Below are 26,184 nucleotides of genomic sequence, written 5' to 3' on the forward strand. Positions count from 1 at the left end.
GGCGCGACGGCTGGCGTCGGTCGGCGCGCCGCGCGGCCAGTGTCAGCCCAGCCGCACCCCCGCGCCGCCCTCCGCATCGGGTTCGAGGAAGCTGACCCCGGCTTCCTCCAGGGCGCGGCGGATCGCCGTGCCGGTGGCGCGTTGCAGCTCATGCTGCCCGCCCTCGAAGCTGCGGACCGTGCTGCGGCTGACCGCGGCGCGCTCGGCCAGCTGGTCCTGGGTCCAGTCGAGCAGCGCGCGGGCCGCACGGCATTGTTCCGGGGTAAGCGTCATCGCAGCCGCCATGGCAGGCTAGGTGGGGCATCGGCCTTTAAAGTCAATTCCGCCCGAAAAGGTTGAAATCGATCCTGCGCGGGTCATGTCTTGCCCACCCCGACGGTTCCAAGGAGGAGCGGGCCCGCGTGCCAGACCACAACACGCCGCTGATCGCCACCATCGCCGCGGGTCTGGTGCTCGCCTTCTTCTTCGGCCTGATCGCCCATCGCTTCCGCGTCTCCCCCCTGGTCGGCTACCTGCTGGCCGGGGTGGTGGTGGGGCCCTTCACCCCCGGCTTCGTCGCGGACATGTCCCTGGCGGCCGAACTGTCGGAGCTCGGCGTCATCCTGCTGATGTTCGCCGTCGGGCTGCATTTCTCGCTCAAGGACCTGATGTCGGTCCGCGCCATCGCCGTGCCGGGCGCGGTGGTGCAGATCGCGGCGGCGACGCTGATGGGCATGGGGCTGGCCTGGTGGCTGGGCTGGAGCCTGGCGGCGGGCTTCATCTTCGGCCTCGCCCTGTCCGTCGCCTCGACCGTGGTGCTGACCCGGGCGCTGCAGGAGCGCCGCCTGCTGGAGACCGAGCGCGGCCGCATCGCCGTCGGCTGGCTGGTCGTCGAGGATCTGGTGATGGTCCTCGCCCTGGTGCTGCTGCCGGCCATGGGGCAGGCCGCGGCGGGCGGGGCGGTCGCGCCCGTGGACATCGCCCTGGCACTGGGCATCACCGTCGCGAAGGTCGTGGCCTTCGTGGCGCTGATGCTGGTGGGCGGCCGGCGCGTGGTGCCCTGGATCATGCACTACGTCGCCCATACCGGCTCGCGCGAGCTGTTCCGCCTCGCCGTCTACGCGCTGGCGCTGGGGGTCGCCTTCGGCGCGGCGCAGCTCTTCGACGTCTCCTTCGCCCTGGGCGCCTTCTTCGCGGGCATGGTGATGGCCGAGAGTCCGCTGAGCCAGCGCGCGACGGAGGAGGCGCTGCCGCTGCGCGACGCCTTCGCCGTCCTGTTCTTCGTCTCCGTCGGCATGCTGTTCGACCCGGCGATCATGCTGACCCATCCCATCGCGGTGCTGGGCACCCTGCTGACCATCGTGGTCGGCAAGTCCCTCGCCGCCTGGGTCATCGTGCGCGCCTTCGGCCATCCCAACGCCACCGCGCTCACCATCTCAGCCAGCCTCGCGCAGATCGGCGAGTTCTCCTTCATCCTGGCCGGGATCGGCGTGGCGATGGGCGTGCTGCCGGATGACGGGCGCGACCTGATCCTGGCCGGGGCGATCCTGTCGATCTTCCTCAACCCCTTCATCTTCGCCGCCGTGGAGCGCCGTCGCGCCCGGGCCGTGCCTGTCCCTGCCATGCCGCCGCGCCCCACCGCCGGCACCTCCGCGCCGGATGCACCGTTGGCCCCGGCCGCCGTGGCCGTGACGGCCCCCGCGCCGCCTGTCCCGGACGCCCCGGCGGGGTCGGAGCAGTTGCCCGTGGCCCTGCGCGGCCATGACGTCGTGATCGGCTACGGGCGCGTCGGGCGGCTGGTGGGGCGTGGACTGCGCGCGGCCGGGCACAGCGTGCTGGTGACGGATGAGCGAACCGAGGCGCTGGAGGCGGCGCGGGCCGAAAGCTGCGAGATCATCCTCGGCAATGCGGCGGATTCGGCGGTACTGGGCTTGGCCAACCTGCCGGAAGCGCGGCGTCTCTTCGTCACGGTGCCGGAAGCCTTCGAGGCCGGGCAGGTGGTGGAGCAGGCGCGGCGGCTGAATCCGGGGCTGGAAATCGTGGCGCGCGCCCATTCCGATGCGGCGGTGGAACACCTGGACCGCCTGGGCGCGACGGTGACGGTGATGGGCGAACGCGAGATCGCGCGGCGAATGCTGGAGGAGGCTAAGACGCCGCAGGCCGGGACGGCAAGAGCGCAGGAGCCGACGCCCGGGCCGGAGTGACACCGACGGCGGGATGATCTGACCCGTTGTTCTGTGGTGTTCGGGCGGCGGACCGGGAGGGGACGCCGTCCCCTCCACGGACCCTCCCCTGCCGGGGCCACAAGCGGGCCCCGGACCCCGCTGGGAGTCTGGTGCTTCCGGTGGGCGTCAGCCTGCGAGCTGATCCCTGACGGCGCGCGGACAGGTGAGACTCTGAAGAAGCTTCAGAGGGCGTCAGCGAGTGCGGAGGCCGTGCTCGCCGAGGAGCCAAGCTCCTCGGCGCCACGACCCCGTCGCAGGCTGTCCCGCGGCAGCGTCGATCGGGTCCAGGGCCCGCAGGGTCCTGGCGGAGTGGGGGTACGGGGGCGAGGCGGAGCCTTGCCCCCGGGGAACGGGTACCGCTGGGGCGGATCAAGACATCGCACCGCCGTATGACACCGCGCATGACGGGGGTCCCCGGGGGACCGGCCCCGTATCCAACGATGCCGGATGCGAAGCTTGACGACCGAAGCCAAAAAGTTGCTAAATCGAAAATAAAATGCGCGGTCGTCCCAGGAAAGACAGATGCCATGCGCCCGATCATCGTTCTGGTCGGTGTCCTGCTGCCGCTGGGCGCGGCACCGGCCCAGCAGCTCCGCTCAGGCCCGTACCGGGCTGCTTACTGCACCCTCTTTGAACACCGGGACATGCAGGGAGCCAGGCTGCGCCTGCCGAACGGCGAGCGCGTGACCTTCAGCCGCAGCGATGTCGGGAACAGCGCTTGGCGGGAGGTTCCCAGCTGGAACGATGTCGCCTCATCCGCGACGATCGATCCCGGCTGCCATCTGCGGGTCTGGGAGCACGCGATGGCCAGCGGAGATTCGCGAATCTGGCATGGCGAGAGGCGCGGCTGGAACGTGAACTACTTCGGCGATCGGTGGAACGACCGGATATCCTCGGCGACCTGCCACTGCGACTGAGCAGCGGTCTGGGGCGAGGGGGGCACTGGCAGGGAAAATGGCGGACCCGATACGATTCGAACGTACGACCTTTGCCTTCGGAGGGAATATGGCTAGCTCCGCCAATAAGCGCAAGGAGCCGCCGATGTCCGCCTATCTCCCTGTAAACGCTAAACAATTTGCACTTCTTCTCCGCCAAAGCTACTCTTCTCCCCGCCACTGTTTTCGCCCGCGTGCTTACGTGGTGCTTACGCGAGAGGAAACGCTAGGGTCGGAGGAAGCCCATGCCTAAGCTCACGAAACGGGTCGTCGACGCCGCGGACAGTCGCGCGAAAGATTACGTCATTTGGGACGACGAACTGCCCGGCTTTGGCCTCCGAGTATTCGCATCCGGCAAGCGCAGCTATGTCATCCAGTACAGGCTCGGCAAGCGGTCGCGTCGCTTCACAATCGGATTGCACGGCGTCTGGACACCAGAGCGCGCTCGCCAAGAGGCGAAGGTCCAGTTGGGCAGGATCGCTCAAGGCGACGACCCGGCCGAAGAGAAGCAGCTCGACAGCAAGGCGATTACCGTTAAGGAACTGTGTGACCTTTACGTCGCCGATCTTAAAGCCGGCCTCATTCTTGGAAAGGGCGGGCGCCCCAAGAAAGCCAGCACCATTCTCTCCGACACGGGGCGCATCGAGCGCCACATCATTCCTCTGCTTGGTACGCACAGGGTCAAGGATCTGGTGAAAGCGGACATCACGAAGGCCCTGAAGGACATCATGGCCGGCAAGACCCGCTGCAGCGTCAAGACGAGAAAGCTTCGCGGTCGCGCTATCGTGCGAGGTGGAGCGGGCACAGCAACGCGCACCATCGGACTTTTTGGTGGAATACTGACCTATGCAGTCGAGGCTGGCATCATCGATACCAATCCAGCGCACGGTGTGAGGCGGCCGAAGGACAACGTGCGCGCACGACGGCTGAGCGAGGCCGAATATCGGTTGCTCGGCGAAATTCTCACGCAGGCTGCTGAGAATGAGAAGTATGAGCTATCGGTCGACATCATCCGCCAGCTTGCGCTGACAGGATGCCGCCGCACGGAGATGGTCACGCTTGCTTGGTCTGAAGCCGACACGAGCGCGAGCTGCCTCCGCCTCGTTGACAGCAAGGAAGGAAGCTCAATCCGTCCGATCGGCCTACCGGTCGTTGAATACCTGGAAGCTAGCCGGAGAACTCGCTCAGGAACCTACGTGTTTCCTGGACACGGCGACGACAACGCGTTCGGAAGCCTTCCTAACCACTGGGACCAGATCTTCAAAGCAACGCCGCTAGCCGACATCACACCACACGTCTTGCGGCACAGCTTTGCCAGCATTGCAAACGATCTCGGCTTTACCGAGGTCACTATCGCTGCTCTGGTCGGCCATTCGAAGGGCTCCGTCACCAGCAACTACATACACACGCTCGACACGGCGCTGATCATGGCCGCTGATACCATCTCCGGCTACATCCAAGGCCTCCTAGACGGCATTGAATTCAAACAAACTGCCTATGCCGTGGATCGGGATTCTCGGCGCGCAGCACTCGCTCGCTTCTTGCAGCAGGCTGCGGCAACGGACGCTGCCGGCGCGGCGAATGACGAGCAACGCGCCGCGGCGTAATGCTTAGCAAGTGGCGGTCGCACTCTAGACGAGGAATGCCGCCACTTGCATGTCAGAAAAACTTGCCTTATTTTCTGACATATGAAGACGCTAAACGCCTCAGTCCCCGACCGGCTCATGAAACGCGTCCGCGCCAGCGGACGTGGCAGCGTCTTCACGCCTAGCGACTTCCTCACAGTTGCCGCCCGCTCTTCTGTCGATCAGGCACTCTCCCGATTAGTGAAGGGCGGACAGCTCCGGCGGCTTGCGCGTGGGCTTTACGACTTTCCCAAGCTGCACCCGAAACTTGGGGCGTTGTCACCCGCGCCGGACGATGTCGCCCACGCTCTTGCGCGGGAGACCGGCTCGCAGGTGCAGATCTCCGGAGCGCGCGCAGCGAACGCGCTCGGCCTTTCGACCCAGGTCCCGGCACAAAGCACTTATCTGACCGACGGCCCGTCGCGGCGCGTCGTGCTGGGAAAGCGCGTCGTCGACCTTCGTCACGCCTCGCCCAAGCATCTGATCGCACCGGGCAGCCCCGCCGGGACGGTGGTTCAGGCGCTTCGTCATGTCGGCCCCGTTCGGGCGGCTGACGTCGCGCAGGTCGCGGCGCGCCGGCTTTCGGCCAACGACAAGAAGACGTTGGCCTCAACCGCCGTTCAAGCGCCCGCCTGGATGCGACCCACGCTCGTCTCGATTGCCCACGCAGCGGTGGCCGATATCGATGGATGATGTCGCCCGCCTTCCCACCGACGATCGTGCAGCTCTTTTCGGGGAGACCGGCGCCGGGCGGGGCGTCGCCAATACGATCATCGAAAAGGACTTCTGGGTATGTTGGAGCCTGAAGCGCCTGTTCGGTCTACCGAAGGGCACCACGGCAACCCTCGTTTTTAAGGGCGGCACGTCGCTCTCCAAAGCGTTCAACGCTATTCGCCGATTCTCCGAGGACATCGACTTGTCGTTCGACCGTTCCGAACTCGGATACACCGGCGAGCGCGACCCCGATAAGGAGGGGATCAGCAAGAAGCAGGCGGCTCGGCTGATCGACGACCTAGTCAGCGATGTCGAGCAGCACATCGCCGAGCGACTTCTGCCAGCGCTTCGCGCCGCGATCGTCGAACAACTCGGTGAGCCGACCGAAAGCGAGTGGTCGCTAGAGATAGACGCCGGTGACGCGCAGACCGTCAACTTCCACTATCCGACCGCGCTGCCTACCGCCGAATACGAAGGCATGGCCTACATCACGCCGCGCGTGAAATTCGAGCTCGGCGCGCGCGGCGATCCCTGGCCGACAGAGGAGAAAGTCATCCGCCCCTACGCGGCCGACGACTATCCAGACTTCTTCACCGATCCCGACACCAGCGTGACCGTGCTGTCAGCGAGGCGGACCTTCTGGGAGAAGGCGACCGCGCTCCATGCGGAGGCGCATCGCCCCGCCGGGTCACCCACGCCGCTGTATTTCTCGCGGCACTTTTATGACCTCGCCATGCTTCTCGAGACGGACGACGGCCAAGCCGCCGCTGCCGATCTCGGTTTGCTGGTGCAGGTAGCGCGCCACAAAGCCACGTTCTTTCGTTCGGGTTGGGCCAATTACGAAACGGCACGGCCAGGCACGCTCCAGCTCATGCCGGACGGCGCTCGGGCCAAAGATCTGCGAGCCGATTATCGGGCGATGATGCCGATGATGTTTGACCAGACACCGCTTTCATTCGACGACGTACTCGCGAGAATTGCCGCGCTTGAAAAAACGATCAACAGCTAACTCAAAGCTGTCCGCTGGGGAGAAAGGACATCAGTTCGATTAGATCAATAGACCTGCGCCTCATTGACGACCTCGTCGACTTCGTCCGGGGTCCCGGCTTCGTGCTGGATTTCTCCGATCCCAGCTTCTCGGACTTCTTTGCCTCAGAGCTCAAGGTCAACATAGACGATCCGAAATACTCGGCCAATGGAGGGTCAAAGGGCAAGCGCCTGCGCTATTTCTTGCAGACCTGCGACGATTCGACAGCCGTCCGCGCCTTGACCGCGCTCTGGGAGCATCGCTCCGAATATCTTGCCCGGTCGGGCGGAGCTGACCCCGTCGCGAATGCGGAGGCGCGGTATCAGGGACTGATAAACCGCCTTTCTGGCGGCGCCTCACCCCAACGTCCTGCGGCGAGCCCTTCGCCTCCCCCTGTCGATCGGCAAGCGGTCGCGAAGATTAAGTCCGACCTCCTTCGCGTCACCACGCTCGCACCTCATGCGCGCGGCTATGCCTTCGAAGGATTCCTGAAAGGCCTGTTCGACGCCTTTGGCCTCGCGGCCCAAGAGCCTTTTCGGCTGCGGGGAGAGCAGATCGACGGGAGCTTCCAACTCGGAAGCGAGACCTACCTTGTCGAGGCAAAGTGGCACGGCCAGCCGATGGGCGTCGCCGAGCTGCACACCTTCCATGGCAAGATCGAGCAAAAGGCCGCCTGGACCCGCGGCCTGTTCGTCAGCAACAGCGGCTTCACTGAAGAGGGCCTTTCGGCCTTCGGGCGCGGCAAGCGCGTCATCTGCATGGACGGGCTCGATCTCTACGAGATGCTCGACCGTGAACTCCCACTCACCCAAGTTCTCGAACGCAAGGTGCGCCGTGCCGCTGAAACCGGCTCGCCGTTCATGCGCGTCCGCGACCTCTTTCCTCAATGACCGGGAGGGACGAGGATGGCGCAGTTCAATGACTGGTGCGTCTCTGTCGATGGGCCGGTAGGGACACACCATCGCCGGGTGATGACCGGACAGGCGGCGAGCCTCGCCACCGGCATTCAAGCGACTGCCGCCATCGTACCCGCGCACTACGCCTCGGAAGAACAATTGGCGCGCGCGCTCGCCAGGCTCGGCAAGCCCGCGGCTGCGGCGCTGATCGAAGGCAAACTGCCGACGACCAAGCAAATCCGGTCTGGCGACCTTGGCGAGATCTACGCGACCGAATGGATCGACGCGCATAGCGGCGGCTACCGAGCTCCGATCAAGCGCCTGCGTTGGAAGGACCATCGCAACATGGCGATGCGCGGCGACGACGTGATCGGAATCCTGCAGGACGCCCAGTCGCAGCGCCTGCATTTCCTAAAGACCGAAGCGAAGAGCCGTGCCACGCTCACCGGCCAGGTCCTGACCGACGCGCGTGCTGGCCTAGACAAGGACGGCGGACTGCCTTCGGCGCACGCCCTGTCCTTTATCTCGGCCCGCTTGCTTGAACTCGATAATCTGCCGCTGGCGGATGCGATCGACGACGCGCTACTCAAGCACGGTATTCCGCCGCAGAGCGTCAAGCATTTGCTATTCACATTTTCCGGCAACGCGCCCGAGGCGCTGCTGACCGCTTCCCTTCAAGCCTATCCCGGCGCCATCAACCAATGGGGCATTGGGCTATACATCGACGGGCACGCCGCCTTCATCGGCGCGGTTTATGATCGAGTGATCGCCGATGCCAACAACCCCTGAAGCGATCGCGGCCGACATCGCCGAAGCGGCGACCGCCGGCTTCCGGGGGCGGCTGATCGCACGCGGCCAGGCCCGCGCGATCATCTGGCGCGATGGCACTCTTCCGGCCGACGCACCGGCCTTCGCGCCCCAACTGAGCTACGATCTTCATTCTTACGCTTATGCCTTGCTGGGCCTTGGCTTGCGCCTTCGCGACTTTGGCGGCGACGCTGCCCAGGCGCGCACCGCCTTCGAGCAGGCGGCCACGGCGCTTGAAGCCGTGATGGCCAAGGGCGACCGCCAGGAGGTCGATCGCGACTTCCATTTCGTCATGGCCGCTGGGGCCTATCACCTCGCCCATCTGTCGGCACGCGCATATTCGCTGCTCGCCATCGTCGAGACCGACGAGAACTTTTCGCCGGTCGAGCGGGCCCTCGCGCAGTTGATGCGCCGCAATTTCGGCGCCCTGCGCTCCAGCGTCCTCGACTATCGCGCCTCCGGCCAAGGCAGCGACGCACGCATCGCCGCAGACATCCAAGCTCAGCTCGATCAGGCCGAAGCCGTTGCCGCCCCGCCCGAGGACGGCAACGACTTCCTTTTCGACGGTCTCGATATCGCGCTCACCGATGCCTTCATGGCCGCCATGTCGCTCTTCCTGCTCGCTCTCGAACGGGGCGAGCGGCCGCTGATCGACCAAGCGCTCGAACGGCTTCGCACCAGCCTCGCGATCTGCAGCGAGATGAACATGCTGCCGCAATGGTGGGCGCATCGCGTCGCGATCCACCTCCTCTCGGATCTCTGGTCAAGCACCTTTCACGAGAGGGTTCCGCTTCAGCCGGCCGGTGGTGCCGCAGCCGACTGGCAGCCGCTGCGCGAGCTGTTCATCGCATTACTGCAGCGTCGCCCGAAAGCGGAAATCGACCTCTGGCCGTCGCAGACGGAGGCGGCCGCTCGGGCGGCCGACCAGTCCGACGACCTGGTCGTGTCGCTGCCGACAAGCGCCGGCAAGACCCGCATCGCCGAACTCTGCATTCTAAGGTGCCTAGCGGGCGGCAAGCGGGTGGTCTTCGTCACCCCGCTGCGCGCGCTGTCGGCACAGACCGAGACCACGTTGCAGCGGACCTTCGGCCCGCTCGGCAAGACCATCTCGGCCCTATATGGCAGCATCGGCGTCAGCGGCTTCGACGAGGACGCCATCCGCGAGCGCAACATCGTGGTCGCGACGCCGGAGAAGCTCGACTTCGCCCTGCGCAACGACCCCTCGCTCCTTGACGATGTCGGTCTGCTGGTCTTCGACGAAGGGCATATGATCGGCCCCAACGAGCGTGAGGTCCGTTACGAGGTACAGATCCAGCGGCTTCTTCGTCGCCCGGACGCGCAGGAGCGACGGATCGTCTGCCTTTCGGCGATCCTGCCAGATGGCGACCAGCTCGACGACTTTGCCGCCTGGTTGCGGCGCGATCACCCGGGCGGGCTGATCAAGAACGATTGGCGGCCGACCCGGCTGCGGTTCGGTGAAGTGGTTTGGACGTCTCCAACGGCGCGGCTCAACCTGCGGGTTGGCGACGAGCGGCCCTGGGTCCAGCGGTTTCTCACCGGTGCGGCCCCACCCAACTGGATTCCGCCGAAGCGCCGGCGCACCCGTCTCTTTCCCGACGACCAGCGCGAACTCTGCCTTGCGACGGCCTGGCGGCTAGTCGATGATGGTCAGACGGTCCTGATCTTCTGCCCCGAGCGGCGCAGCGTCGAGCCGTTTGCGGACGTCATCGTCGATTTGCATGAGCGCGGCGCCCTGCGCTCTTTGCTCGAGGCCGACCCGAACCTTCTGAACACGGCGATTGCGCTTGGTGAGGAATGGCTGGGCGCCGATAGCGCAATCCTGAAATGCCTTCGCCTCGGTGTCGCCCTTCACCATGGCGCACTCCCCACCGCCTATCGAAAGGAGGTCGAGCGCCTGCTACGCGAGAATGTTCTCAAGGTCACGATCTCATCTCCGACCTTGGCGCAGGGCCTCAACCTCTCCGCCACCGCCGTCGTCATGTATTCCCTTCACCGGGCTGGCGAGCGCATTGAGATCAGCGAGTTCAAGAACGTCATCGGCCGCGCGGGCCGCGCTTATGTCGATGTCGAGGGCATCGTTCTCTTCCCCATGTTCGACGAGATCGCCAAGAAGCGGCGCAACTGGGAAGCCCTCATCACCGACCTCGGCGCGCGCGAGATGGAAAGCGGCCTCGTGCGGCTTGTCGCGATGCTGTTGACGCGAATGCGCTCGCGCATCGGCGGCGACCTCAATCAGCTGGTCGAGTACGTCGTCAACAACGCGGCCGCCTGGACTTTCCCGGAAGTCGCAAACGAGAAGCCCGAAGAACGCGAACGCGCGCTCGCCGATTGGGAACGACATGTCGCAACGCTCGATACGGCGATCTTGAGCCTCATCGGGGAAAACGACATTCCCGATGAGGGCATCGAGACGGCCCTCGACGACATCCTCCAATCCTCACTGTGGCACCGCCGTCTGCAGCGCCAGGACCTGCAGGTTCGACAGGTGCTGAAGGCCGGCCTCGTGTCCCGCAGCCGACTCATTTGGAGTCAGTCGACGGCCGCCGGACGACGCGGCTACTTCCTCGCGGGGGTTGGGCTGACGACAGGCCATGCGCTCGATGTCATCGCCGCCGACGCCAATCTTCTCCTGATCCAAGCTAATGGCGCGATCCTCGAAGGAGACACCGAGGGGGCGATCACTGCGATCGCCGGCCTCGCCGAACGGGTTTTCGCCTTCTATCCCTTCACCCCCGATCCCCTGCCGGCGAACTGGCGCGACATCCTGCGCGCATGGCTGCTTGGCCAACCGCTCGCGGCGCTGGGCGCAGCGCAGGCCTCTGAGACCCTGCAATTTGTAGAGGGCGGCCTCGTCTATCGCCTGCCTTGGGCGATGGAGGCGATCCGCGTTCGGGCGGCCGCCAACGGCGACACGGTCGGCGTTTTCGATCTTCTACTGGAGGATCACGAACTTGGCGCAGCAGTTCCTGCGGTGGAGACCGGCACGCTCAATCGGTCAGCCTCGATCCTGATCCAAGCCGGCTTCAACTCGCGGCTTGCCGCGATCAAGGCAGTCACCGACACCGCAGCGACCTTCACGACGGGACAGGAGCTGCGGGAATGGCTCAATTCGGACGCCGTCGCCGCCTGGAGCGCTCTGCCCGACTGGCCTACCGCAGAGACGAAGGCGATCTGGACGGAGTTCACAAACAGCTTCATGCCCGCTGACAACCGCACCTGGGCTGATCGGCGTTATTGGGCGTCGGTTAACTGGCTTGGAGCGCCGCCGCCTCCGGGCACACCGGTCCAAGTTCATTACTGGGGCGGGCAACCCCGCGTACTTTCTGCCGACGCCGCGCCGCTTGGCACCCTCCAGGCTGCGCTTAATCCAGACCGGATCGGTTTGCTCCGGGCTGTGGTAGCCACGGATGTCAGCAAGATCGACATCGCCTATCTAGGACCGGCGGATATCTCGCCGCCGTAGCGGTCCACGTCTTTTTCACCGGACCGGCTACGCGCGTCCTCTTTCAAGATTGGCTAAAACTCTTCCTGTCCAGAAAACCGGCTTGACTCTCACACGCGCAAGATAGAACAAATAGAGAACATGATGACGAACCCTTATCCGGAGGTCAACTGGAAGCGTGCGGCCCGAACCCGCCATAGAGTCTTTGCGCGCGCAGATCGAGAAGATCGAAGGCCGGAGTCGGCGCGCCAAATCGGTTCTCCCGTTTGGGATTGCCGACGTCGACTCACGACTCCCCGGTGGCGGGTTGGCGCTTGGCGCGCTGCATGAGATTGCAGGCGGTGGGAATGGCGCGGTCGATGGTGCTGCAGCAGCCTTGTTCAGCGCGGGCGTCGCGGCTCGAACCAAGGGCAAGATCCTCTGGTGTATCACCCGTCCGGACCTGTTCGCGCCGGCGATCGCCCAGGCAGGTCTTGCGTCCGATCGCGTAATCTATCTCGAAGCCGGCGATGACAAGACCGTGCTGGCCTGCATGGAGGAAGGGTTGCGCCATGGTGGTCTAGGGGCGGTTCTCGGTGAGGTGGCCCGGCTTTCCATGACAGCCTCGCGCCGCCTGCAGTTGGCAGCCGAGGGCAGCGGATCGATCGGTATCGCGCTGCGGCGTTGGCGACGACAGACCGAAGCCACTGATTTCGGCCAACCCACCGCCGCGATGACACGCTGGCGCGTGTCTATGGTGCCATCGACACCTCTGCCTGTTCCGGGCGTAGGGCGTGCCCGCTGGCTGGTCGAACTGATCCGCGCACGCGCGGGCGAGAGTGCAGATTTCGAGTTGGAGGCGTGCGATGACACGGGTCGTCTCGCTCTTCCTGCCGAGCTGGTCCACCGACCGGCTTCGGCGGAAGGCTGGCGACGCGGCGCCTCCGGCTGAGGCGCCGCTCGTCCTGATTGGCCGGGAAGGAAACAGGCGGGTGGTGCTGGCGGCGAATGCTGCTGCCGTGGCCGCCGGCCTTCGCCCCGGCATACCTGTGACCAAGGCTCAGGTCCTGGTGCCAGACCTCATCGTGCAAGATGCCGAGCCGGCAGCCGATGTGGAGGCACTTGATCGGCTCGCCACCTGGCTCCTGCGCTACGCGCCTGTCGTGGCCCCTGATCCTCCAGACGGGATCATCATCGACTCGACCGGAGCCGATCACCTTCACGGCGGCGAAGCTGTCATGCTGGAGGGCCTGATCGGTAGGCTGGCCATGTCCGGTATCGCCGCTCGCGGTGCGATCGCCGACAGCTGGGGCGCGGCCCACGCCTTGGCCCGGTTTGCAGCCCGCGCGACGATAATCGCTCCTGAACGTCATGATGCATCGCTGTTGGAACCGCTTCCGCTGGCCGCGCTGCGCATCGACGCTTCGATAGTCGCGGCGCTGCGGACGCTTGGCTTTGAAACCATCGGAGATATCCTCGCGCAGCCGCGCGCGCCGCTCACCCTGCGCTTCGGTCCAGCGATCGGCCGCCGTATCGATCAGGCGCTTGGCGATCTGTCAGAGCCGATCGATCCGATTCGACCCGCCGACCTGATCGAAGTGCGCAGGTCGTTCGCGGAACCGATTGGCGCGGCGGAGACCATCGCCCGCTACATCGCCAAGCTCGTCGATCAGCTCTGCGACCGCCTCGAGGCAGCGGGTCTCGGCGCACGACGCCTCGACCTTATCTGCCACCGTGTCGACAGTCGCTCACAGGCGGTCCGGGTTGGAATGGCAACGCCGGTCCGGGATGCAAAGCGCCTGACGCGCCTCCTATGCGACAAGATTGAGACGATCGAGCCCGGCTTCGGAATCGAGGTGATGACGCTTGCGGCCAGCGTCGCTGAGCCGATCGAGCGTCGGCAGACCGTCAGTTCGTTGATCGAGGAGAGTGTGCCGGACGTCTCGGACCTGATCGATACGCTTATGAACCGGGTGGGTGAGCAGGCGCTCTATCGGCTGGCGCCGGTTGCGAGCGACGTTCCGGAACGCTCCGTTGGCCGCATTCCGGCGATGGCCGCCGATACGGGCGCAGCATGGCCCGGCCATTGGCCGCGGCCCTCGCGTCTGCTGGCCCATCCGGAGCAGGTCGAGACTGTAGCGCTCTTGCCTGATCATCCGCCCGTTTCATTCACCTGGCGCGGCGTGCGTCGCCGACTCCGCCGGGGTGATGGACCGGAGCGCGTGTTCGGAGAGTGGTGGAAACGCGACGCCGAATTGGTCGCCGTCCGAGACTATTTTCGGGTCGAGGACGACGCCGGCGAACGCTACTGGCTTTATCGTGCCGGTGACGGCGAAGACACGGCGACGGGGTCGCACCGCTGGTTCATCCACGGGGTCTTCGGATGAGCTCACCTCGCTACGTCGAACTGCAGGTCACCTCACACTTCAGCTTCCTGCGCGGCGCGTCCTCCTGCGAGGAACTGTTTGCGCAAGCGGCCTTGGCTGGGATCGAGGCCGTCGCCATCGTCGATCGGAATTCGCTCGCCGGCGTCGTCCGTGCTCATGAAGCGGCCAAGACGACCGGCGTTCGCCTGATTGTCGGTTGCCGGCTCGACCTCGCTGACGGGACATCCGTGCTGGTCTATCCGACGGATCGACCCGCTTATTCGCGCCTCTGCCGTCTTCTGTCCCTCGGCAAAAAGCGAGGGGGCAAGGCCCGGTGCGTCCTCGAATGGCCTGATCTCGTCGCGTATGGCGAAGGCCTGATCGTCACGCTCGTACCCGACTTGGCGGATGACGAGTGCGCGTTCCGGCTGCGGCGATTGCGGGACGCTTTCGGCGACAGAGTCTATCTCGCGCTCACCTTGCGCCGCCGGCCAAACGATCAGCTCCGACTGCATGAGCTTTCGAACATGGCCACACAGATGCGCGTGCCCACCGTGGTGACGAACGACGTCCTCTTCCACGAGCCGGCCCGGCGGATCCTGCAGGACGTGGTCACGTGCATCCGTCACAACGTCACGATCGATACGCTTGGCGATCGGCGAGAGCGACATGCCGATCGCTACATCAAGCCGCCGGACGAAATGCATCGTCTGTTCAACCGCTATCCCGAGGCCCTTGCCCGGACGCTGCAGATCGCGGACCGCTGCCGCTTCAGCCTCGACGAACTTGCATACCAGTATCCGGAAGAGCGAGACGATCCCGCGCTTACGCCCCAGCAGACATTGTCAAAGCTCACCTGGGAGGGGGCCGCTGAACGGTATCCCGAGGGCGTACCCGAAAGCGTGACCGCCGCCCTCCAGCATGAGTTGCGGTTGATCGAGAAACTGGAATACGCGCCTTATTTCCTCACCGTGAACTCCATCGTTCGCTTCGCGCGGTCAAAGGACATTCTGTGTCAGGGTCGCGGATCGGCCGCCAACTCCGCCGTCTGTTACGTTCTTGGCATCACCTCGATCGATCCGGGCCGCAACGACCTGCTGTTCGAGAGATTCATCTCCGAGGAACGGCGCGAGCCGCCCGACATCGACGTCGATTTCGAGCATGAGAGGCGCGAGATCGTCATGCAGTGGGTGTTCGAGACCTATGGCCGAGAGCATGCAGCGTTGTGCTCGACCGTCATCCGGTATCGCACCAAGGGCGCGCTGAGGGACGTCGGCAAGGCGCTCGGCCTGCCCGAAGACCTGATCGGCACTCTGTCGTCGCAGGTCTGGGCTTGGTCGGAAGAAGGCGTCGAGAAGCGTCACGTCGAGGAGTTGAACCTCAACCTCGCCGATCGGCGCCTTCGGATGACGCTCGACCTTGCCCGGCAGCTGATGGGCGCTCCCCGCCATCTCAGCCAGCACCCTGGCGGCTTCGTGCTCACCCATGACCGCCTCGACGATCTCGTGCCGATCGAGCCCGCGTCGATGGTCGATCGCCAGGTCATCGAATGGGACAAGGACGATATCGACGCTCTCAAGTTCATGAAGGTCGACGTCCTGGCGCTCGGCATGTTGACCTGCATGAAGAAGGGCCTCGATCTGCTCGCCGAGCACAAGGGCGTAAACCTCGATCTGGCGACCATCCCGGCGGAGGATCCTCGCACCTATGCGATGATCCGGAAGGCCGATACGCTCGGCACCTTCCAGATCGAAAGCCGCGCGCAGATGTCCATGCTGCCGCGCTTGAAACCGCGTACCTATTATGACCTCGTCGTTCAGGTCGCCATCGTCCGGCCTGGGCCGATCCAAGGCGACATGGTTCACCCCTATCTTCGGCGCCGGGAGGGGCTAGAGCCTGTCCACTATCCGAAGCCGGAGCTCGAAAAGGTCCTGGGAAAGACCCTCGGCGTTCCCCTGTTCCAGGAGCAGGCGATGCGCGTCGCAATCGAATGCGCCGGGTTCACGCCCGGGGAAGCCGACATGCTGCGCAAGTCGATGGCGACCTTCAAGTTCACCGGGGGTGTATCGCATTTCCGGGACAAGCTGATCGCCGGCATGGTGGCCAATGGCTACGACGCTGCCTTCGCCGAGCAGACCTTCAAGCAACTCGAAGGCTTCGGCTCTTACGGCTTTCCGGAAAGCCACGCAGCCTCTTTTGCGCTTATCGCCTACGCGTCGGCCTGGCTGAAGTGCTGGCACCCCGACGTTTTCTGCGCAGCGCTCCTGAACAGCCAGCCCATGGGGTTCTACGCGCCGGCCCAGATCGTGCGTGATGCGCGAGATCATGGCATCGAGGTGCGACCGGTGTGCGCCAATGCGTCCCGTTGGGACTGCACGCTCGAGCCGATCGATGATGACGGCCGATTTGCTGTTCGGCTCGGTCTGCGCATGGTCAAGGGTCTGGCGAACGCCCATGGCGCAGCGATCGTCGCTGCCCGGGCGGGACATCCCTTCATGTCGGTGGACGATCTCTGGCGCCGAGCTGGCGTGCCCGTGGGCGCGTTGACGCACATCGCTGAGGCAGACGGTTTCCGGCCGCCCTTTGGTCTTGCTCGTCGGGAAGCGCTCTGGGCGATCAAAGCCCTTCGGGATGAGCCATTGCCGCTCTTTGCTGCGGCCTCGGCCCGCGAAACGGAAATCGTGCCCGAGATTGCCGAACCGGCCATCGTCCTCCGACCCATGACGGCCGGTGGCGATGTCGTCGAAGACTACCGCCACGTCAGCCTCTCTCTACGGGATCACCCCGTATCCTTCCTAAGGCACGACCTGCGGCGACGCCGAATGGTCACCTGCCTCGAAGCTATGGAGGCGCGTGACGGCCGGTGGCTCGAAGCGGCCGGCATCGTGCTGGTCCGACAGCGGCCAGGGTCTGCTAAGGGCGTCATGTTCATAACGCTAGAAGACGAAAGCGGCATTGCGAACCTCGTGATCTGGCCAAAGGTCTTCGAGCAGAACCGTCGCACGATCCTGTCCGCGGGTATGATCGCGGTGCGCGGTCGCGTTCAGCGCGAGGGTGAAGTGGTCCATCTCGTCGCCCAGCGGCTCACGGACCTCTCCGCCGATCTGGCGAGCGTCGGCGATCGAGAGACCGCCTTCCCGTTACCGCATGGTCGCGGCGACGAGTTTCACCATGGCTCGCCGACGCCCGATCCACGTGGCTTGCCGCCCCGGACCGTTCGGCCGCGCGACATTTTCATCCCAGACCTCCATCTGGACACGATCAAGGTGAGGACGAGAGACTTTCGTTGAGCGCAGACTTGGCACTGAGTCGTCAATCTCTGGCCTTCGCGGCCACCGTCCGAGCTCGCCACTCCCATACGGCTTCGTCGTTCCGATGCACCCAGTCAGCCAACTTCTCCACCTCGTCGATGGCCGCCATCAGCTTTTCCCGACTGACTTCGATCGTGAGGCGTCGCCATCCCCCCAGGTCCTCCTCGTCGACAGGCTCTGCGGGATTCGTGAAGAACGGGTTCGGATGCTTCTCGACCGTTCGTTCATTGTGCGTGGTTTGGAACGAGACGAAATCCTGGCCATGGGCGAAGTCGTTACGGGCCAGGATCACCTGTTCGATGACGTCGAACCTGACGGGGCACATGCTGAACGTCTCGCCCATCACATGCTCGATGATCTGGCGATAGGCCTCGACCTTCCCTAGTTTGAACAAGGCTACACGTTCTTTCGGGTCAACAAAGGCGATGCCGATCTCGCGCTCAAGCTCGGCGAAGTAGAGGCTCAACGTATCGACGAGCAGCGATACCGCGACCATCCCGACCAGTTCGCGAGTTTGGTCCGCCTGCATCCATTCGGCGAGGAACGGTGGCTCCGGGTCGTCGGTTTCCGGATTGAAGTAAGGTGGCTCCCATGGCCGGACCTCTTCCTCGATATCCCGCTTCAACTGCTCGAAGGGCACGCGGCCTTTGTCATAGAACAGCCGGATGATGTCGGTGCGTTGCCGCATCCAGTAGGACAGATCCATCAGTCCTCCTGGACGATGTCGAGAAAGGCGCGAGCCCAAACCGATTGCAAATCGGCTTGGGCGCAATGCACGCGCTCAAAGCCCTTGCGCTTCGCATCCAGCAACGTGAGGACGCGTTGCTCCATCTTGTAGGCGGCTTCGCGGTTCTTCATCCGCTGTCGGAATTTCACAGTCCATTGCTCCAGTCCGCCGAGTTCAATGGGAATGTGCTGATTTACGGCGGCGCAGCGTTCGTCGATGTCGTCGGCCCACCCGATCTTCCAAACGTTGCGGCTGCCAAACTGCAATGCATAAGCCCAGGCCTCGCCGTCCGTGCCTGAGCGATCGACGTTATAGCTGGCATCGGTGGGGCGCGGACCGGTGGTGTTCCTAAGCGCGTCATTCAGGCGCCGCATCCGTGCGAGAACCGGCAGCGGGGGCAAATCGATCTCAACGGCGTTCAGTGCGAGGACAGCGGCGACATCGGCTGGATCGTCGATCTCCTCCACGCCTGCGGTTGCAACCATCGTCAGTTGTCGAGACAACAGCTGGGTCAAGACTGGCGCGGGTTCGAACTGCCAGACGCGAGTGGTCGCGACGGCATGCGGAAACTTGAAGTTGCCGGCAGCGTCGAAGTCCCTCGGATCGAGCGCCTCGCGCTCGACGAGATCGAGCGTGCGCAAGGGCTCGAATCCTATCTCAGCCATCCCCAGGATGCGGCCCTGATGCTCCGGTGCGGTCCGCTCCGTCTGTGTTCCCACGAACACCAGCCGGTCGCCGCGCTTTGCCAGGGTCAGCAGCCGCCCGAGATTGCCTTTGACGCCGAAGGTCGCAAGAGGCAGCCGCGCGAAGCCAAAACCCCATACTCTCGTGGCGAAGAGCTTCATTCGCTATTCCGCCACTGCCGCCGAGCGGATTTTACGCAGCGTCCCGGTGGTCGGCACCCTTACAGCAAACCAGTCAGTCGTCATGGCGTCTGCTTGTTCCTGCTGCCACGTCCGCCCCCGGCGCGTGACGACATGATCTCCGGGTGCGTTGAGCCGGTCATTGATGACGATGCAGTTCAGCGCCGGCAGGTCATTGGCCACACAAATGTCGCCGACCACTCCAAGTTGCCGGTTGAGCGTGATACCGGCCCGGCGATCCATCCCCATGGCCTCGGCAAGATCGCCGTAGGTGATGACGGTCGGGCGACGCGGATTGCGCGCGGACGACATGACTGTAGACACCAGGATCAGCCAGACCTGCTGAGCCCTTACGTGAACGGAATCTCCGGTCTTGAAGTAGCGAAGGGGTGGGGCAACATCATCGGGCATCGTGCGCTCCTGCATTGATCGTGCAAATTTGCACGCTGGAGGCGGCATTGCAAGAGTCGTGTCGTTTCGATCGACCAAGACGGCGAGAGCTCGCCGCAACCCTCTTTTCAGGAGTTACGCTTCCGCGGGAATAAGTGTTTCTGGCGCGCCTCTTACGCCACCGAAGTACGGCGCTTCGAAACGCGCCCATTCGGACGAGACAATGGTCGATCGGCATAGAGAGGAGACGTTCCGGCGCCGGACGCTGCATGCCGGTAGAGCAACGTGCCCGTCGCATCGCGATCGGCGGGGTATGCGAATGCGTAGCCCTGACCAAGCCCACAGCCCATCGCCCAAAGCTGACTCGCCTGAACCTCGGTCTCGATGCCGACTGCGACCACTGCGACGCCGAGACGGCGGGCGATCTCGATTAACCCTTCCACGATGATGGTGCTCGGATCGTCAGGCCACAGCCGGGCGACGAATGCCCGGTCGATCTTGATGATATCGACCGGCACATTCACCAGATGCGTCAGCGAGGCGTAGCCCGTGCCGAAGTCGTCGAGGGCGACGCGCACCCCGGCCGCACGCAACACCTCGATCTCCCGCGCTACGACGCGATCATTCCGCCCGAGATAGACGTCCTCGCTTATCTCCAACACGATCTTGTTCAGCCCGATGCCGGCTTTTGAGAAGGTCTCGGAGACCTTCTTGGCGAGGCTGCCTGTGTAGAAATCCGCTGTCGACACGTTCAGGCTGACCTGCTCGACGAGCAGTCCCGCGTTTTGCCAATGACCTATGTCGGCAGCGACAATCGCCATCATGCGGGCCGTCAACTCGGAGGCGACATGAGCGTCAGTCGTTGCTTCCTGGAAAGAGCCGGCAGGAAGAAGATCGCCGCTTCGCGATCGCAGTCGGCACAGGGCTTCGAGCCCCACGATGAGGCCGGTGTCCAGCCTCAGGATCGGCTGGTAGTGCGCCTCGATACGATTTTCGGCCAAGGCTTCCGAGACATCACGGATCGCGGCGCGCCGGCTCGTAATCCGCGAGCCGATGCCAGGCCAGTAGCGAACGAAGCCGCCACGGCCTGTCTCCTTCGCATGGTAGAGCGCAAAATCGGCCGCTTCTCCGACGCTCGTCGCCGTGCGTTCGGTCTTGCTCAATGTCGCGCCGCCGATGGTCGCGCGAGGTACGACGGTGTGTCCGTCGCAGTCCGCCGCCACCTCAAGCTCGTCGAATACGCGTTCGGCCGCAGCATTCAGGTCGGCGACATTTGCCGGCTGTTGGAGGATGACCGCGAATTCGTCGCCTCCTATCCGATAGGTGACGTCCGGCGCCATCGCGCGAGCGATACGCGCCGACGCGGCACGGATCAGAGCGTCACCCGCCAGATGCCCGAACGTGTCGTTGACGATCTTGAGGTTGTCGAGGTCGATGATGAACAGTGCCCACGACCCGACATCGTCGCAGCGAAGCTGGGCCATCGCGCCGTTATAGGCTGCCCTGTTGGCCAGACCGGTCAGTGCATCGACATTCGCTCGACGATCCCGATCGAGCGTACTCTCGTGTCTGCGGAAGGCTGTCTCGCAGAGCTCCACGCAGGCTTCAGCCACCTCTCGCTCGACATCCGCGACCTGACGCGCGCCGTGAAAATAGAGGTTCATCACCGCTAGAGTATCGCCCGCTGCCCCAAGCACAGGCAGTGACCAACACGCCGATACGCCAAGTCCATGAATGATCGCCGCACTAGGGGAGGCGCGAGGGTCGGACGCGAGTTCCTCCAGGAGCACTGGCTTGCGCGAAGACGCGGCTCGCCCGGGTGCATCGGTGTCGGGCCCGATCGCAACCCCGTCATGCGCCTGGCTATAGGCTTCCGGGAAGCTCGGTGCCGCTAACGGTCGCATGACGCCGGTTCGATCGATGGCGAACACCGAACAGAGCACACCGGGCCATGTCTTTTCGACCCGCAAGCAAAGTTGCCGCATCGTGTCGAAGAGCGGCTCACCGTTCGCGATCATCCGTAGAATTTCGTTCTGAAAGCGCAGCAACGACGGGTCACCCAGGAACACACTTCGCCAACGCTGATGGTAATCGCAGTTTGCTTAACGGCTGACCTCTGAACACGATAAACATTTCATTATCCTACGAGGGGGGAAGGCCTTCCCCTGCGGCCGAGCCCAAGGTCTCTGCCGACCCCTTCTGCGGGGAGACCCCGCAACGCCCCCTGAGAGTGAGAGTGCGGACCGGATTGCCGTGACGGGTTTAGGGCTGGGAGAGAGGCTTCCGGCGCCCGTCGCGGAGATCTGAGATGTCCAGACGAACTGCTTCGCCACGCCCAGGCCAAGACCGTGCCAGCCTTTACGACGAGATCACTGACAAGATCGTCGCCGAGTTGGAGGCCGGTCGCGTGCCTTGGGTCCAACCGTGGGGAACGACGGCCGCGAAGGCCCCGCTTGCCATGCCGAAAAACGCTTCCACCGGCCGGCACTATTCGGGCATCAACATCCTGATCCTTTGGGGCGCAGTGGTCGAACACGGCTTTCCGGGTCAAAGCTGGCTCACCTTCCGTCAAGCACTCTCGCTCGGCGGCAATGTCCGCAAGGGCGCGCGCGGTACGACCGTCGTATATGCGGACCGCTTCACGCCAGAAGGCGAGAAGCGCCGCGCCCGCGAGAGCGGTGAGGACGCGCAGGCGATCCCGTTCCTCAAGCGCTTCACCGTCTTCAACGCAGCCCAGTGCGAGGGCCTGCCGGAGGACGTCACGGTCAATGCGCCCCCGCCGCCGCAGGAGATGATCGAACCACAGGTCGAAGCGCTGATCCGCGCCTCAGGCATAGACTTTCGCATCGCCGGTGATCGGGCGTTCTACGTGCCTGCGCTCGACTATGTGCAGGTCCCTCCGCCACAAGCCTATTTCGAGCCGATCAACTGGCACCGCACGGCCCTGCATGAACTCGGACACGCGACTGGTCACTCGAGCCGAGTGGGCCGCGACCTGACCGGCGGCTTCGGCACCAAGAAATACGCGTTCGAGGAATTGGTCGCCGAAATGAACGCGGCCTTCTGCTGCGCTTCACTCGGCATCGTGCCCACCGTCCGCCACGCCGACTATATCGGCTCGTGGCTGCAGGTCCTGCGCGAGGACAACCGCGCCATCGTTCGGGCCGCAAGTCAGGCGAGCAAGGCGGCCGATTGGCTGCTGGCGCATGCGCCTGAGGCCGCTGCCCGCGACGTTACCGCCGATGAGCTTGAAAGGAGGGCGGCATGAGCATGATCTCGTACCCGCTCCGGGTCTTCTTCGATTGCTCGACCGCTCACCTCTCGGAAGCGTCGAGCACCTATTTGAATGTTCACGCCGATCAGGGCGATGAGCTTGTCGCGGCGACACCCTACGGCTGGTTCATCTGGGTCGGAGAAGGCGACCGCGATAATCTCCCCACCGATCTGGTGGGGATCACCGAATACGCGCGGCGCCTCGGCGCGGAATACATCCTGTTCGACCGGGATGCGCCTGAGGATGAGGCGCTTGCCAGATTCCTTGGTCGCGCCGATGCCCTTCCGGGGTCTCGCCGGGCGCGCCCAGGAGGAGAGTGAGAGGGAGGACGGGTTTTTCGTGACGGGTTGGAGGTCGAGAGAGAGTCTCTTGGCCGCCCGTCGCGGAGTACATCCCGATGGCTGTTGCAGCTCAAAAGATCGTCCTGTCGCCCTCGCGCGACATCCCCTTCAACAAGCTGGTCCTGAGTCAGTCGAACGTCCGGCGCATCAAGGCTGGTGTCTCGATCGAGGACCTGGCGGCCTCGATCGCCCGGCGCGGCCTGATCCAGAGCATCAGCGTTTTCCCGGTCGTCGATGCCGAAGGCAACGAGACCGGCATGTTCGAGGTCCCAGCCGGCGGACGCCGGTTCCGTGCGCTGGAGCTGCTGGTGAAGCAGAAGCGCCTCGCCAAGGTGTCGCCGGTGCCGTGCGTGGTGCGCGAGCGCGACAGCGCGATCCTCGCGGAAGAAGTCTCGCTCGCCGAGAATATCGAGCGCGCGCCGCTCCATCCCCTCGACCAGTTTCGCGCCTTTCAGGACATGCGCGACAAGGGCATGACCGAGGAGGAGATCGCCGCGGCCTTCTTCGTGCAGGCCCAAGTCGTCAAGCAGCGGCTGCGGCTTGCTTCGGCGTCGCCAGCGCTGCTCGAGGTTTATGCCGAAGACGGCATGACGCTGGAGCAGCTCATGGCCTTCACCGTGTCGGGCGACCACGCCCGTCAGCAGCAGGTCTGGGACGCGATCAAGGACGCCTGGTCGAAGGAGCCTTACCAGATCAGGCGCATGCTGACCGAGACAACCGTTCGCGCCGCGGACAAGCGCGCGGTTTTCGTAGGAATCGAGACCTATGAACAGGCGGGAGGCATCGTCATGCGCGATCTCTTCCAGTCCGATGATGGCGGCTGGCTGCAGGACGCGAGCCTGCTCGACCGCCTGGTCGCCGAAAAGCTCAAGGCCACCGCCGAGTCGATCGCCGCCGAAGGCTGGAAGTGGATCGAGGTCGCGGTCAGCTTTCCCTACGACACGACGCGCGGCCTGCGGGAATTGCAGGGCGAGCCGCTCGACCTTTCGGCCGAGGAACAGGCGACCATCGAGGCGCTCAATGCCGAGTATCAGAAGCTCGAAGCCGAGTATGAAGGCGCCGACGAACTGCCGGACGAGGTAGACCAGCGCCTCAGCGAGATCGAGACGGCGCTCGCAGCCTTCGAGACCCGGCCGATGCGCTACGAGGCGGACGACATCCCGCGCGCGGGCGTCTTCATCAGCGTCGCCCATGACGGCAGCCTCGCCATCGACCGTGGCTACGTGCGGGCGGAGGATGAAGCACCGATCGATCCAGAGGTCGAGAACGGCGTGGACGCCGACGGCGATTTGGCCGAGCCGTCGGTGCAGAGGGCGGTCATCACCATCGGCGGCCAGCCTGCCGAGCCCGAGGACGACGAGGATGACGGCATCATCAAGCCGCTGCCGGAGCGCCTGGTGATCGAGCTGACGGCCTATCGCACGCTCGCGCTGCGCAACGCCGTCGCGGAGAACCCGCACGTCGCTATGACGGCGCTCCTCCACAAGCTCGTCTCGGACACCTTCATGACCCGCATGTATACGGGCGCCATGGAAGCCGGGGTGAAGCACGTCTTCTTCCCGGCCCAGGACGATGCGCTGAAGGACAGCTCGTCCGCCCGTGCGGTGCAGGACCGCCACGCCGCCTGGGCTGGCGATATCCCGAAGGACGATGCAGCCTTGTGGGACTGGCTCGCCGACCTGGATGAGCCCAGCCGCATGGCTCTCCTCGCGCATTGCGTCAGCTATGGCGTGAACGCGCTCTATGAGCGGCCGAACCCGCATAGTGGCAGCGGTGTATGCCAGCATACCCTCGACATGAGGCTTTCGCAGGCCGACCGCCTGACGAAGGCGACAGGCCTCGATCTGGTCGAGGCCGGCTGGCGACCGACCTTCGGCAACTACCTCAACCGGGTGACCAAGCCCCGCATCTTGCAGGCTGTCCGCGAGGGCGCCGGCGAGCAAGCCGCACAACTCATCGACCATCTGAAGAAGGGCGACATGGCGAAGGAGGCCGAGCGCCTGCTGGCGGACACCGGCTGGCTGCCGGAGCCGCTGCGCGTGGTCGCCGAGGGTGAGGTGTCGACGGCGGAAACCCAGACCGGAGGCGAGGATGATGGGGCGGCGTTGCCCGACTTTCTCGCGAGCGATGACGAGGAGGCCGCCGGCGAAGACGATGAACGCCACCTCGTCGCGGCCGAATGATCGCTCTGGCGGGGCGGCTTTGGCCGCTCCGTCTATTCCCCCAATCGAGGAGCTACGCCATGTCGCAATCCAGCCCGGCGCCCCGGCGCGTCGTCTTCCAGTATCTCGTTCCCGTGCATGTCGAGGTCGAGGACGGGCTAGTTGCCTGCGTCACCGTCATCGATGAGACGCCAGTCCGCGATCCCACCATCGTCGAAGGCGATCCCGCCTATCTCGGCGAGGCAGTGCAGGCCGCCGACGACGGTCAAGACTGGCCGTCCTGGCGGTTCGGCTACTAGCCGGACAGTCTTTCGATCCCTCCCAAGCCCGGCCCAGCGCCGGGCTTTTTTCGTTTCAGGAGTCCGCCATGACCGATTTTCTCACCCGCTTTTCCTGCCTGCTCGACGTCGGCACTGCCGCCAACGCGACGCGCGCCTTCGACATCTACACCACGCTGATGGCCGAAAACTCCCGCGAGGATCCCCCGGCCGAGCCGTTCCTGCTCACCCTTTCGCCCGAATTCGGATCGGCTCGCCTGTGGCTGCGCGATCCTGGCAGCGCTGACCAGCAACTGGTGATCACCTTCGTTACCCGCTGCGCCGCGGCCTTCGGCCTGACCGGACATTGGGGCTTCCAGTGGGCGAATATTGCCTCGGACCCCGTAATCGACGGCTTTTCTGGCGGCGCCCATCTGCTCGATCTTTCGACCGGCCGGACGCTCGAATGGATCAGCACCGGACGCTGGCTCGCCGATCGACTTCCTCAGGGAGCCGCGCGATGAGCATTCCCGACCATGCCCGTGCCAATTTCGAGACGCTGGTGTACGCCGCGACCAGCGGCGACCTGGCGCTAATTGAATGCACCGAGATCGCAACGGGCGAGGTTCGCTACGTCATCTGCGCCGTTGGACGTGACGACGGCGACTACGTTTTTACGCCCTTCGGCCATCTGGCCGACGGCAACCCCTGCGAGCTCTACCGTCCACCCGATGCCTCGCCCTGACGCGGGCGCTCGGGCGGATCCGCGACAATAGTGCGATCCTTCGCCGGGAACGGCGCATCGCCCGCCGGCACGCGCAACTGCCGAAGACGTGCTTCCCG

General features: G+C 64.6%; 22 protein-coding genes. 17 read left to right on the top strand and 5 right to left on the bottom strand.

The annotated features are described in order from the left end of the window. Positions 1-42 precede the first annotated feature (42 nt). Complete coding sequence (locus LPC08_RS24135) at positions 43-273, bottom strand: helix-turn-helix domain-containing protein (RefSeq protein WP_230450750.1); 231 nt, start codon at positions 271-273, stop codon at positions 43-45. A 128-nt stretch (positions 274-401) separates the two neighbouring features. On the opposite strand from LPC08_RS24135, the gene LPC08_RS24140 reads away from it, so the two are divergent. From LPC08_RS24140 to LPC08_RS24190, 11 genes are all read left to right on the top strand, one after another. Then, entirely contained in the window at positions 402-2,183 is a 1,782-nt protein-coding gene (locus LPC08_RS24140) for a cation:proton antiporter domain-containing protein (protein WP_230450751.1), read from the top strand. Positions 2,184-2,731: 548 nt separating this feature from the next. Beyond that, positions 2,732-3,121 (top strand): hypothetical protein, encoded by a 390-nt coding sequence (locus LPC08_RS24145; RefSeq protein ID WP_230450752.1) that lies wholly within the window; start codon positions 2,732-2,734, stop codon positions 3,119-3,121. A 263-nt stretch (positions 3,122-3,384) separates the two neighbouring features. Next, positions 3,385-4,746 (top strand): tyrosine-type recombinase/integrase, encoded by a 1,362-nt coding sequence (locus LPC08_RS24150; RefSeq protein ID WP_027297295.1) that lies wholly within the window; start codon positions 3,385-3,387, stop codon positions 4,744-4,746. 117 nt (positions 4,747-4,863) lie between these two features. Beyond that, entirely contained in the window at positions 4,864-5,457 is a 594-nt protein-coding gene (locus tag LPC08_RS24155) for a DUF6088 family protein (RefSeq protein WP_058454399.1), read from the top strand. Then, the gene (locus LPC08_RS24160) at positions 5,450-6,487 is read left to right on the top strand and encodes a nucleotidyl transferase AbiEii/AbiGii toxin family protein (protein ID WP_027297294.1); all 1,038 of its coding nucleotides are present in this window, start codon (positions 5,450-5,452) and stop codon (positions 6,485-6,487) included. Before LPC08_RS24155 ends, LPC08_RS24160 begins: the two co-directional genes overlap by 8 nt. Before the next feature lie 101 nt (positions 6,488-6,588). Continuing rightward, positions 6,589-7,395, top strand: a complete 807-nt coding sequence (locus LPC08_RS24165) for a restriction endonuclease (RefSeq protein WP_037251215.1) — start codon at positions 6,589-6,591, stop codon at positions 7,393-7,395. A gap of 15 nt (positions 7,396-7,410) precedes the next feature. Further along, entirely contained in the window at positions 7,411-8,190 is a 780-nt protein-coding gene (locus LPC08_RS24170) for a Hachiman antiphage defense system protein HamA (RefSeq protein ID WP_027297292.1), read from the top strand. Beyond that, a complete protein-coding gene (locus LPC08_RS24175; protein ID WP_140926880.1) occupies positions 8,174-11,692 on the top strand; it encodes a DEAD/DEAH box helicase in 3,519 nt (1,172 codons plus the stop codon). Before LPC08_RS24170 ends, LPC08_RS24175 begins: the two co-directional genes overlap by 17 nt. A 157-nt stretch (positions 11,693-11,849) precedes the next feature. Next, positions 11,850-12,602 (top strand): ImuA family protein, encoded by a 753-nt coding sequence (locus LPC08_RS24180; protein WP_058454232.1) that lies wholly within the window; start codon positions 11,850-11,852, stop codon positions 12,600-12,602. Further along, positions 12,517-14,037: a Y-family DNA polymerase gene (locus LPC08_RS24185; protein ID WP_140926878.1), complete on the top strand. Its 1,521-nt coding sequence runs from the start codon at positions 12,517-12,519 to the stop codon at positions 14,035-14,037. Before LPC08_RS24180 ends, LPC08_RS24185 begins: the two co-directional genes overlap by 86 nt. Then, positions 14,034-17,306 (top strand): error-prone DNA polymerase, encoded by a 3,273-nt coding sequence (locus LPC08_RS24190; protein WP_027297289.1) that lies wholly within the window; start codon positions 14,034-14,036, stop codon positions 17,304-17,306. Before LPC08_RS24185 ends, LPC08_RS24190 begins: the two co-directional genes overlap by 4 nt. Positions 17,307-17,328: 22 nt before the next feature. Here LPC08_RS24190 and LPC08_RS24195 read toward each other — a convergent pair whose 3' ends face one another. From LPC08_RS24195 to LPC08_RS24210, 4 genes are all read right to left on the bottom strand, one after another. Further along, positions 17,329-18,033, bottom strand: a complete 705-nt coding sequence (locus LPC08_RS24195; protein ID WP_027297288.1) for a hypothetical protein — start codon at positions 18,031-18,033, stop codon at positions 17,329-17,331. Next, a complete protein-coding gene (locus LPC08_RS24200; protein ID WP_027297287.1) occupies positions 18,033-18,899 on the bottom strand; it encodes a GIY-YIG nuclease family protein in 867 nt (288 codons plus the stop codon). Before LPC08_RS24200 ends, LPC08_RS24195 begins: the two co-directional genes overlap by 1 nt. 3 nt (positions 18,900-18,902) lie before the next feature. Beyond that, entirely contained in the window at positions 18,903-19,328 is a 426-nt protein-coding gene (locus LPC08_RS24205) for a hypothetical protein (protein WP_027297286.1), read from the bottom strand. A gap of 152 nt (positions 19,329-19,480) precedes the next feature. Continuing rightward, positions 19,481-21,355 (bottom strand): bifunctional diguanylate cyclase/phosphodiesterase, encoded by a 1,875-nt coding sequence (locus LPC08_RS24210; RefSeq protein ID WP_072492860.1) that lies wholly within the window; start codon positions 21,353-21,355, stop codon positions 19,481-19,483. 260 nt (positions 21,356-21,615) lie between these two features. Here LPC08_RS24210 and LPC08_RS24215 point away from each other — a divergent pair, with 260 nt between their 5' ends. The 6 genes from LPC08_RS24215 (at position 21,616) to LPC08_RS24240 (ending at position 26,086) form a co-directional block, all read left to right on the top strand. Then, on the top strand, positions 21,616-22,575 hold the full coding sequence (locus LPC08_RS24215; protein ID WP_072492859.1) for an ArdC family protein: 960 nt from the start codon (positions 21,616-21,618) through the stop codon (positions 22,573-22,575). Then, on the top strand, positions 22,572-22,901 hold the full coding sequence (locus tag LPC08_RS24220; RefSeq protein ID WP_027297049.1) for a DUF5983 family protein: 330 nt from the start codon (positions 22,572-22,574) through the stop codon (positions 22,899-22,901). The genes LPC08_RS24215 and LPC08_RS24220 overlap by 4 nt, the downstream gene beginning before the upstream one ends. 77 nt (positions 22,902-22,978) lie before the next feature. Beyond that, positions 22,979-25,105, top strand: a complete 2,127-nt coding sequence (locus LPC08_RS24225; RefSeq protein ID WP_027297050.1) for a ParB/RepB/Spo0J family partition protein — start codon at positions 22,979-22,981, stop codon at positions 25,103-25,105. A 59-nt stretch (positions 25,106-25,164) separates the two neighbouring features. Next, a complete protein-coding gene (locus tag LPC08_RS24230) occupies positions 25,165-25,383 on the top strand; it encodes a hypothetical protein (protein ID WP_027297051.1) in 219 nt (72 codons plus the stop codon). A 68-nt stretch (positions 25,384-25,451) separates the two neighbouring features. Further along, positions 25,452-25,865, top strand: a complete 414-nt coding sequence (locus LPC08_RS24235) for a hypothetical protein (protein ID WP_027297052.1) — start codon at positions 25,452-25,454, stop codon at positions 25,863-25,865. Then, positions 25,862-26,086 (top strand): DUF6117 family protein, encoded by a 225-nt coding sequence (locus LPC08_RS24240; protein ID WP_027297053.1) that lies wholly within the window; start codon positions 25,862-25,864, stop codon positions 26,084-26,086. The genes LPC08_RS24235 and LPC08_RS24240 overlap by 4 nt, the downstream gene beginning before the upstream one ends. The last annotated feature ends 98 nt before the right edge of the window (positions 26,087-26,184 follow it).

The organism is Roseomonas sp. OT10 (assembly GCF_020991085.1).
GTDB classification, from domain to species: domain Bacteria; phylum Pseudomonadota; class Alphaproteobacteria; order Acetobacterales; family Acetobacteraceae; genus Roseomonas; species Roseomonas cutis.

Excerpts from the sequence above, each read along its gene's own strand:
- LPC08_RS24220 (WP_027297049.1), top strand. The coding sequence starts at position 22,572 with ATGAGCATGATCTCGTACCCGCTCCGGGTCTTCTTCGATTGCTCGACC.
- LPC08_RS24200 (WP_027297287.1), bottom strand. The coding sequence starts at position 18,899 with ATGAAGCTCTTCGCCACGAGAGTATGGGGTTTTGGCTTCGCGCGGCTG.
- LPC08_RS24185 (WP_140926878.1), top strand. The coding sequence starts at position 12,517 with ATGACACGGGTCGTCTCGCTCTTCCTGCCGAGCTGGTCCACCGACCGG.
- LPC08_RS24145 (WP_230450752.1), top strand. The coding sequence starts at position 2,732 with ATGCGCCCGATCATCGTTCTGGTCGGTGTCCTGCTGCCGCTGGGCGCG.
- LPC08_RS24195 (WP_027297288.1), bottom strand. The coding sequence starts at position 18,033 with ATGGATCTGTCCTACTGGATGCGGCAACGCACCGACATCATCCGGCTG.
- LPC08_RS24135 (WP_230450750.1), bottom strand. The coding sequence starts at position 273 with ATGACGCTTACCCCGGAACAATGCCGTGCGGCCCGCGCGCTGCTCGAC.
- LPC08_RS24155 (WP_058454399.1), top strand. The coding sequence starts at position 4,864 with ATGAAACGCGTCCGCGCCAGCGGACGTGGCAGCGTCTTCACGCCTAGC.
- LPC08_RS24225 (WP_027297050.1), top strand. The coding sequence starts at position 22,979 with ATGGCTGTTGCAGCTCAAAAGATCGTCCTGTCGCCCTCGCGCGACATC.
- LPC08_RS24215 (WP_072492859.1), top strand. The coding sequence starts at position 21,616 with ATGTCCAGACGAACTGCTTCGCCACGCCCAGGCCAAGACCGTGCCAGC.
- LPC08_RS24170 (WP_027297292.1), top strand. The coding sequence starts at position 7,411 with ATGGCGCAGTTCAATGACTGGTGCGTCTCTGTCGATGGGCCGGTAGGG.
- LPC08_RS24230 (WP_027297051.1), top strand. The coding sequence starts at position 25,165 with ATGTCGCAATCCAGCCCGGCGCCCCGGCGCGTCGTCTTCCAGTATCTC.
- LPC08_RS24240 (WP_027297053.1), top strand. The coding sequence starts at position 25,862 with ATGAGCATTCCCGACCATGCCCGTGCCAATTTCGAGACGCTGGTGTAC.
- LPC08_RS24190 (WP_027297289.1), top strand. The coding sequence starts at position 14,034 with ATGAGCTCACCTCGCTACGTCGAACTGCAGGTCACCTCACACTTCAGC.
- LPC08_RS24205 (WP_027297286.1), bottom strand. The coding sequence starts at position 19,328 with ATGCCCGATGATGTTGCCCCACCCCTTCGCTACTTCAAGACCGGAGAT.
- LPC08_RS24160 (WP_027297294.1), top strand. The coding sequence starts at position 5,450 with ATGGATGATGTCGCCCGCCTTCCCACCGACGATCGTGCAGCTCTTTTC.
- LPC08_RS24235 (WP_027297052.1), top strand. The coding sequence starts at position 25,452 with ATGACCGATTTTCTCACCCGCTTTTCCTGCCTGCTCGACGTCGGCACT.
- LPC08_RS24175 (WP_140926880.1), top strand. The coding sequence starts at position 8,174 with ATGCCAACAACCCCTGAAGCGATCGCGGCCGACATCGCCGAAGCGGCG.
- LPC08_RS24150 (WP_027297295.1), top strand. The coding sequence starts at position 3,385 with ATGCCTAAGCTCACGAAACGGGTCGTCGACGCCGCGGACAGTCGCGCG.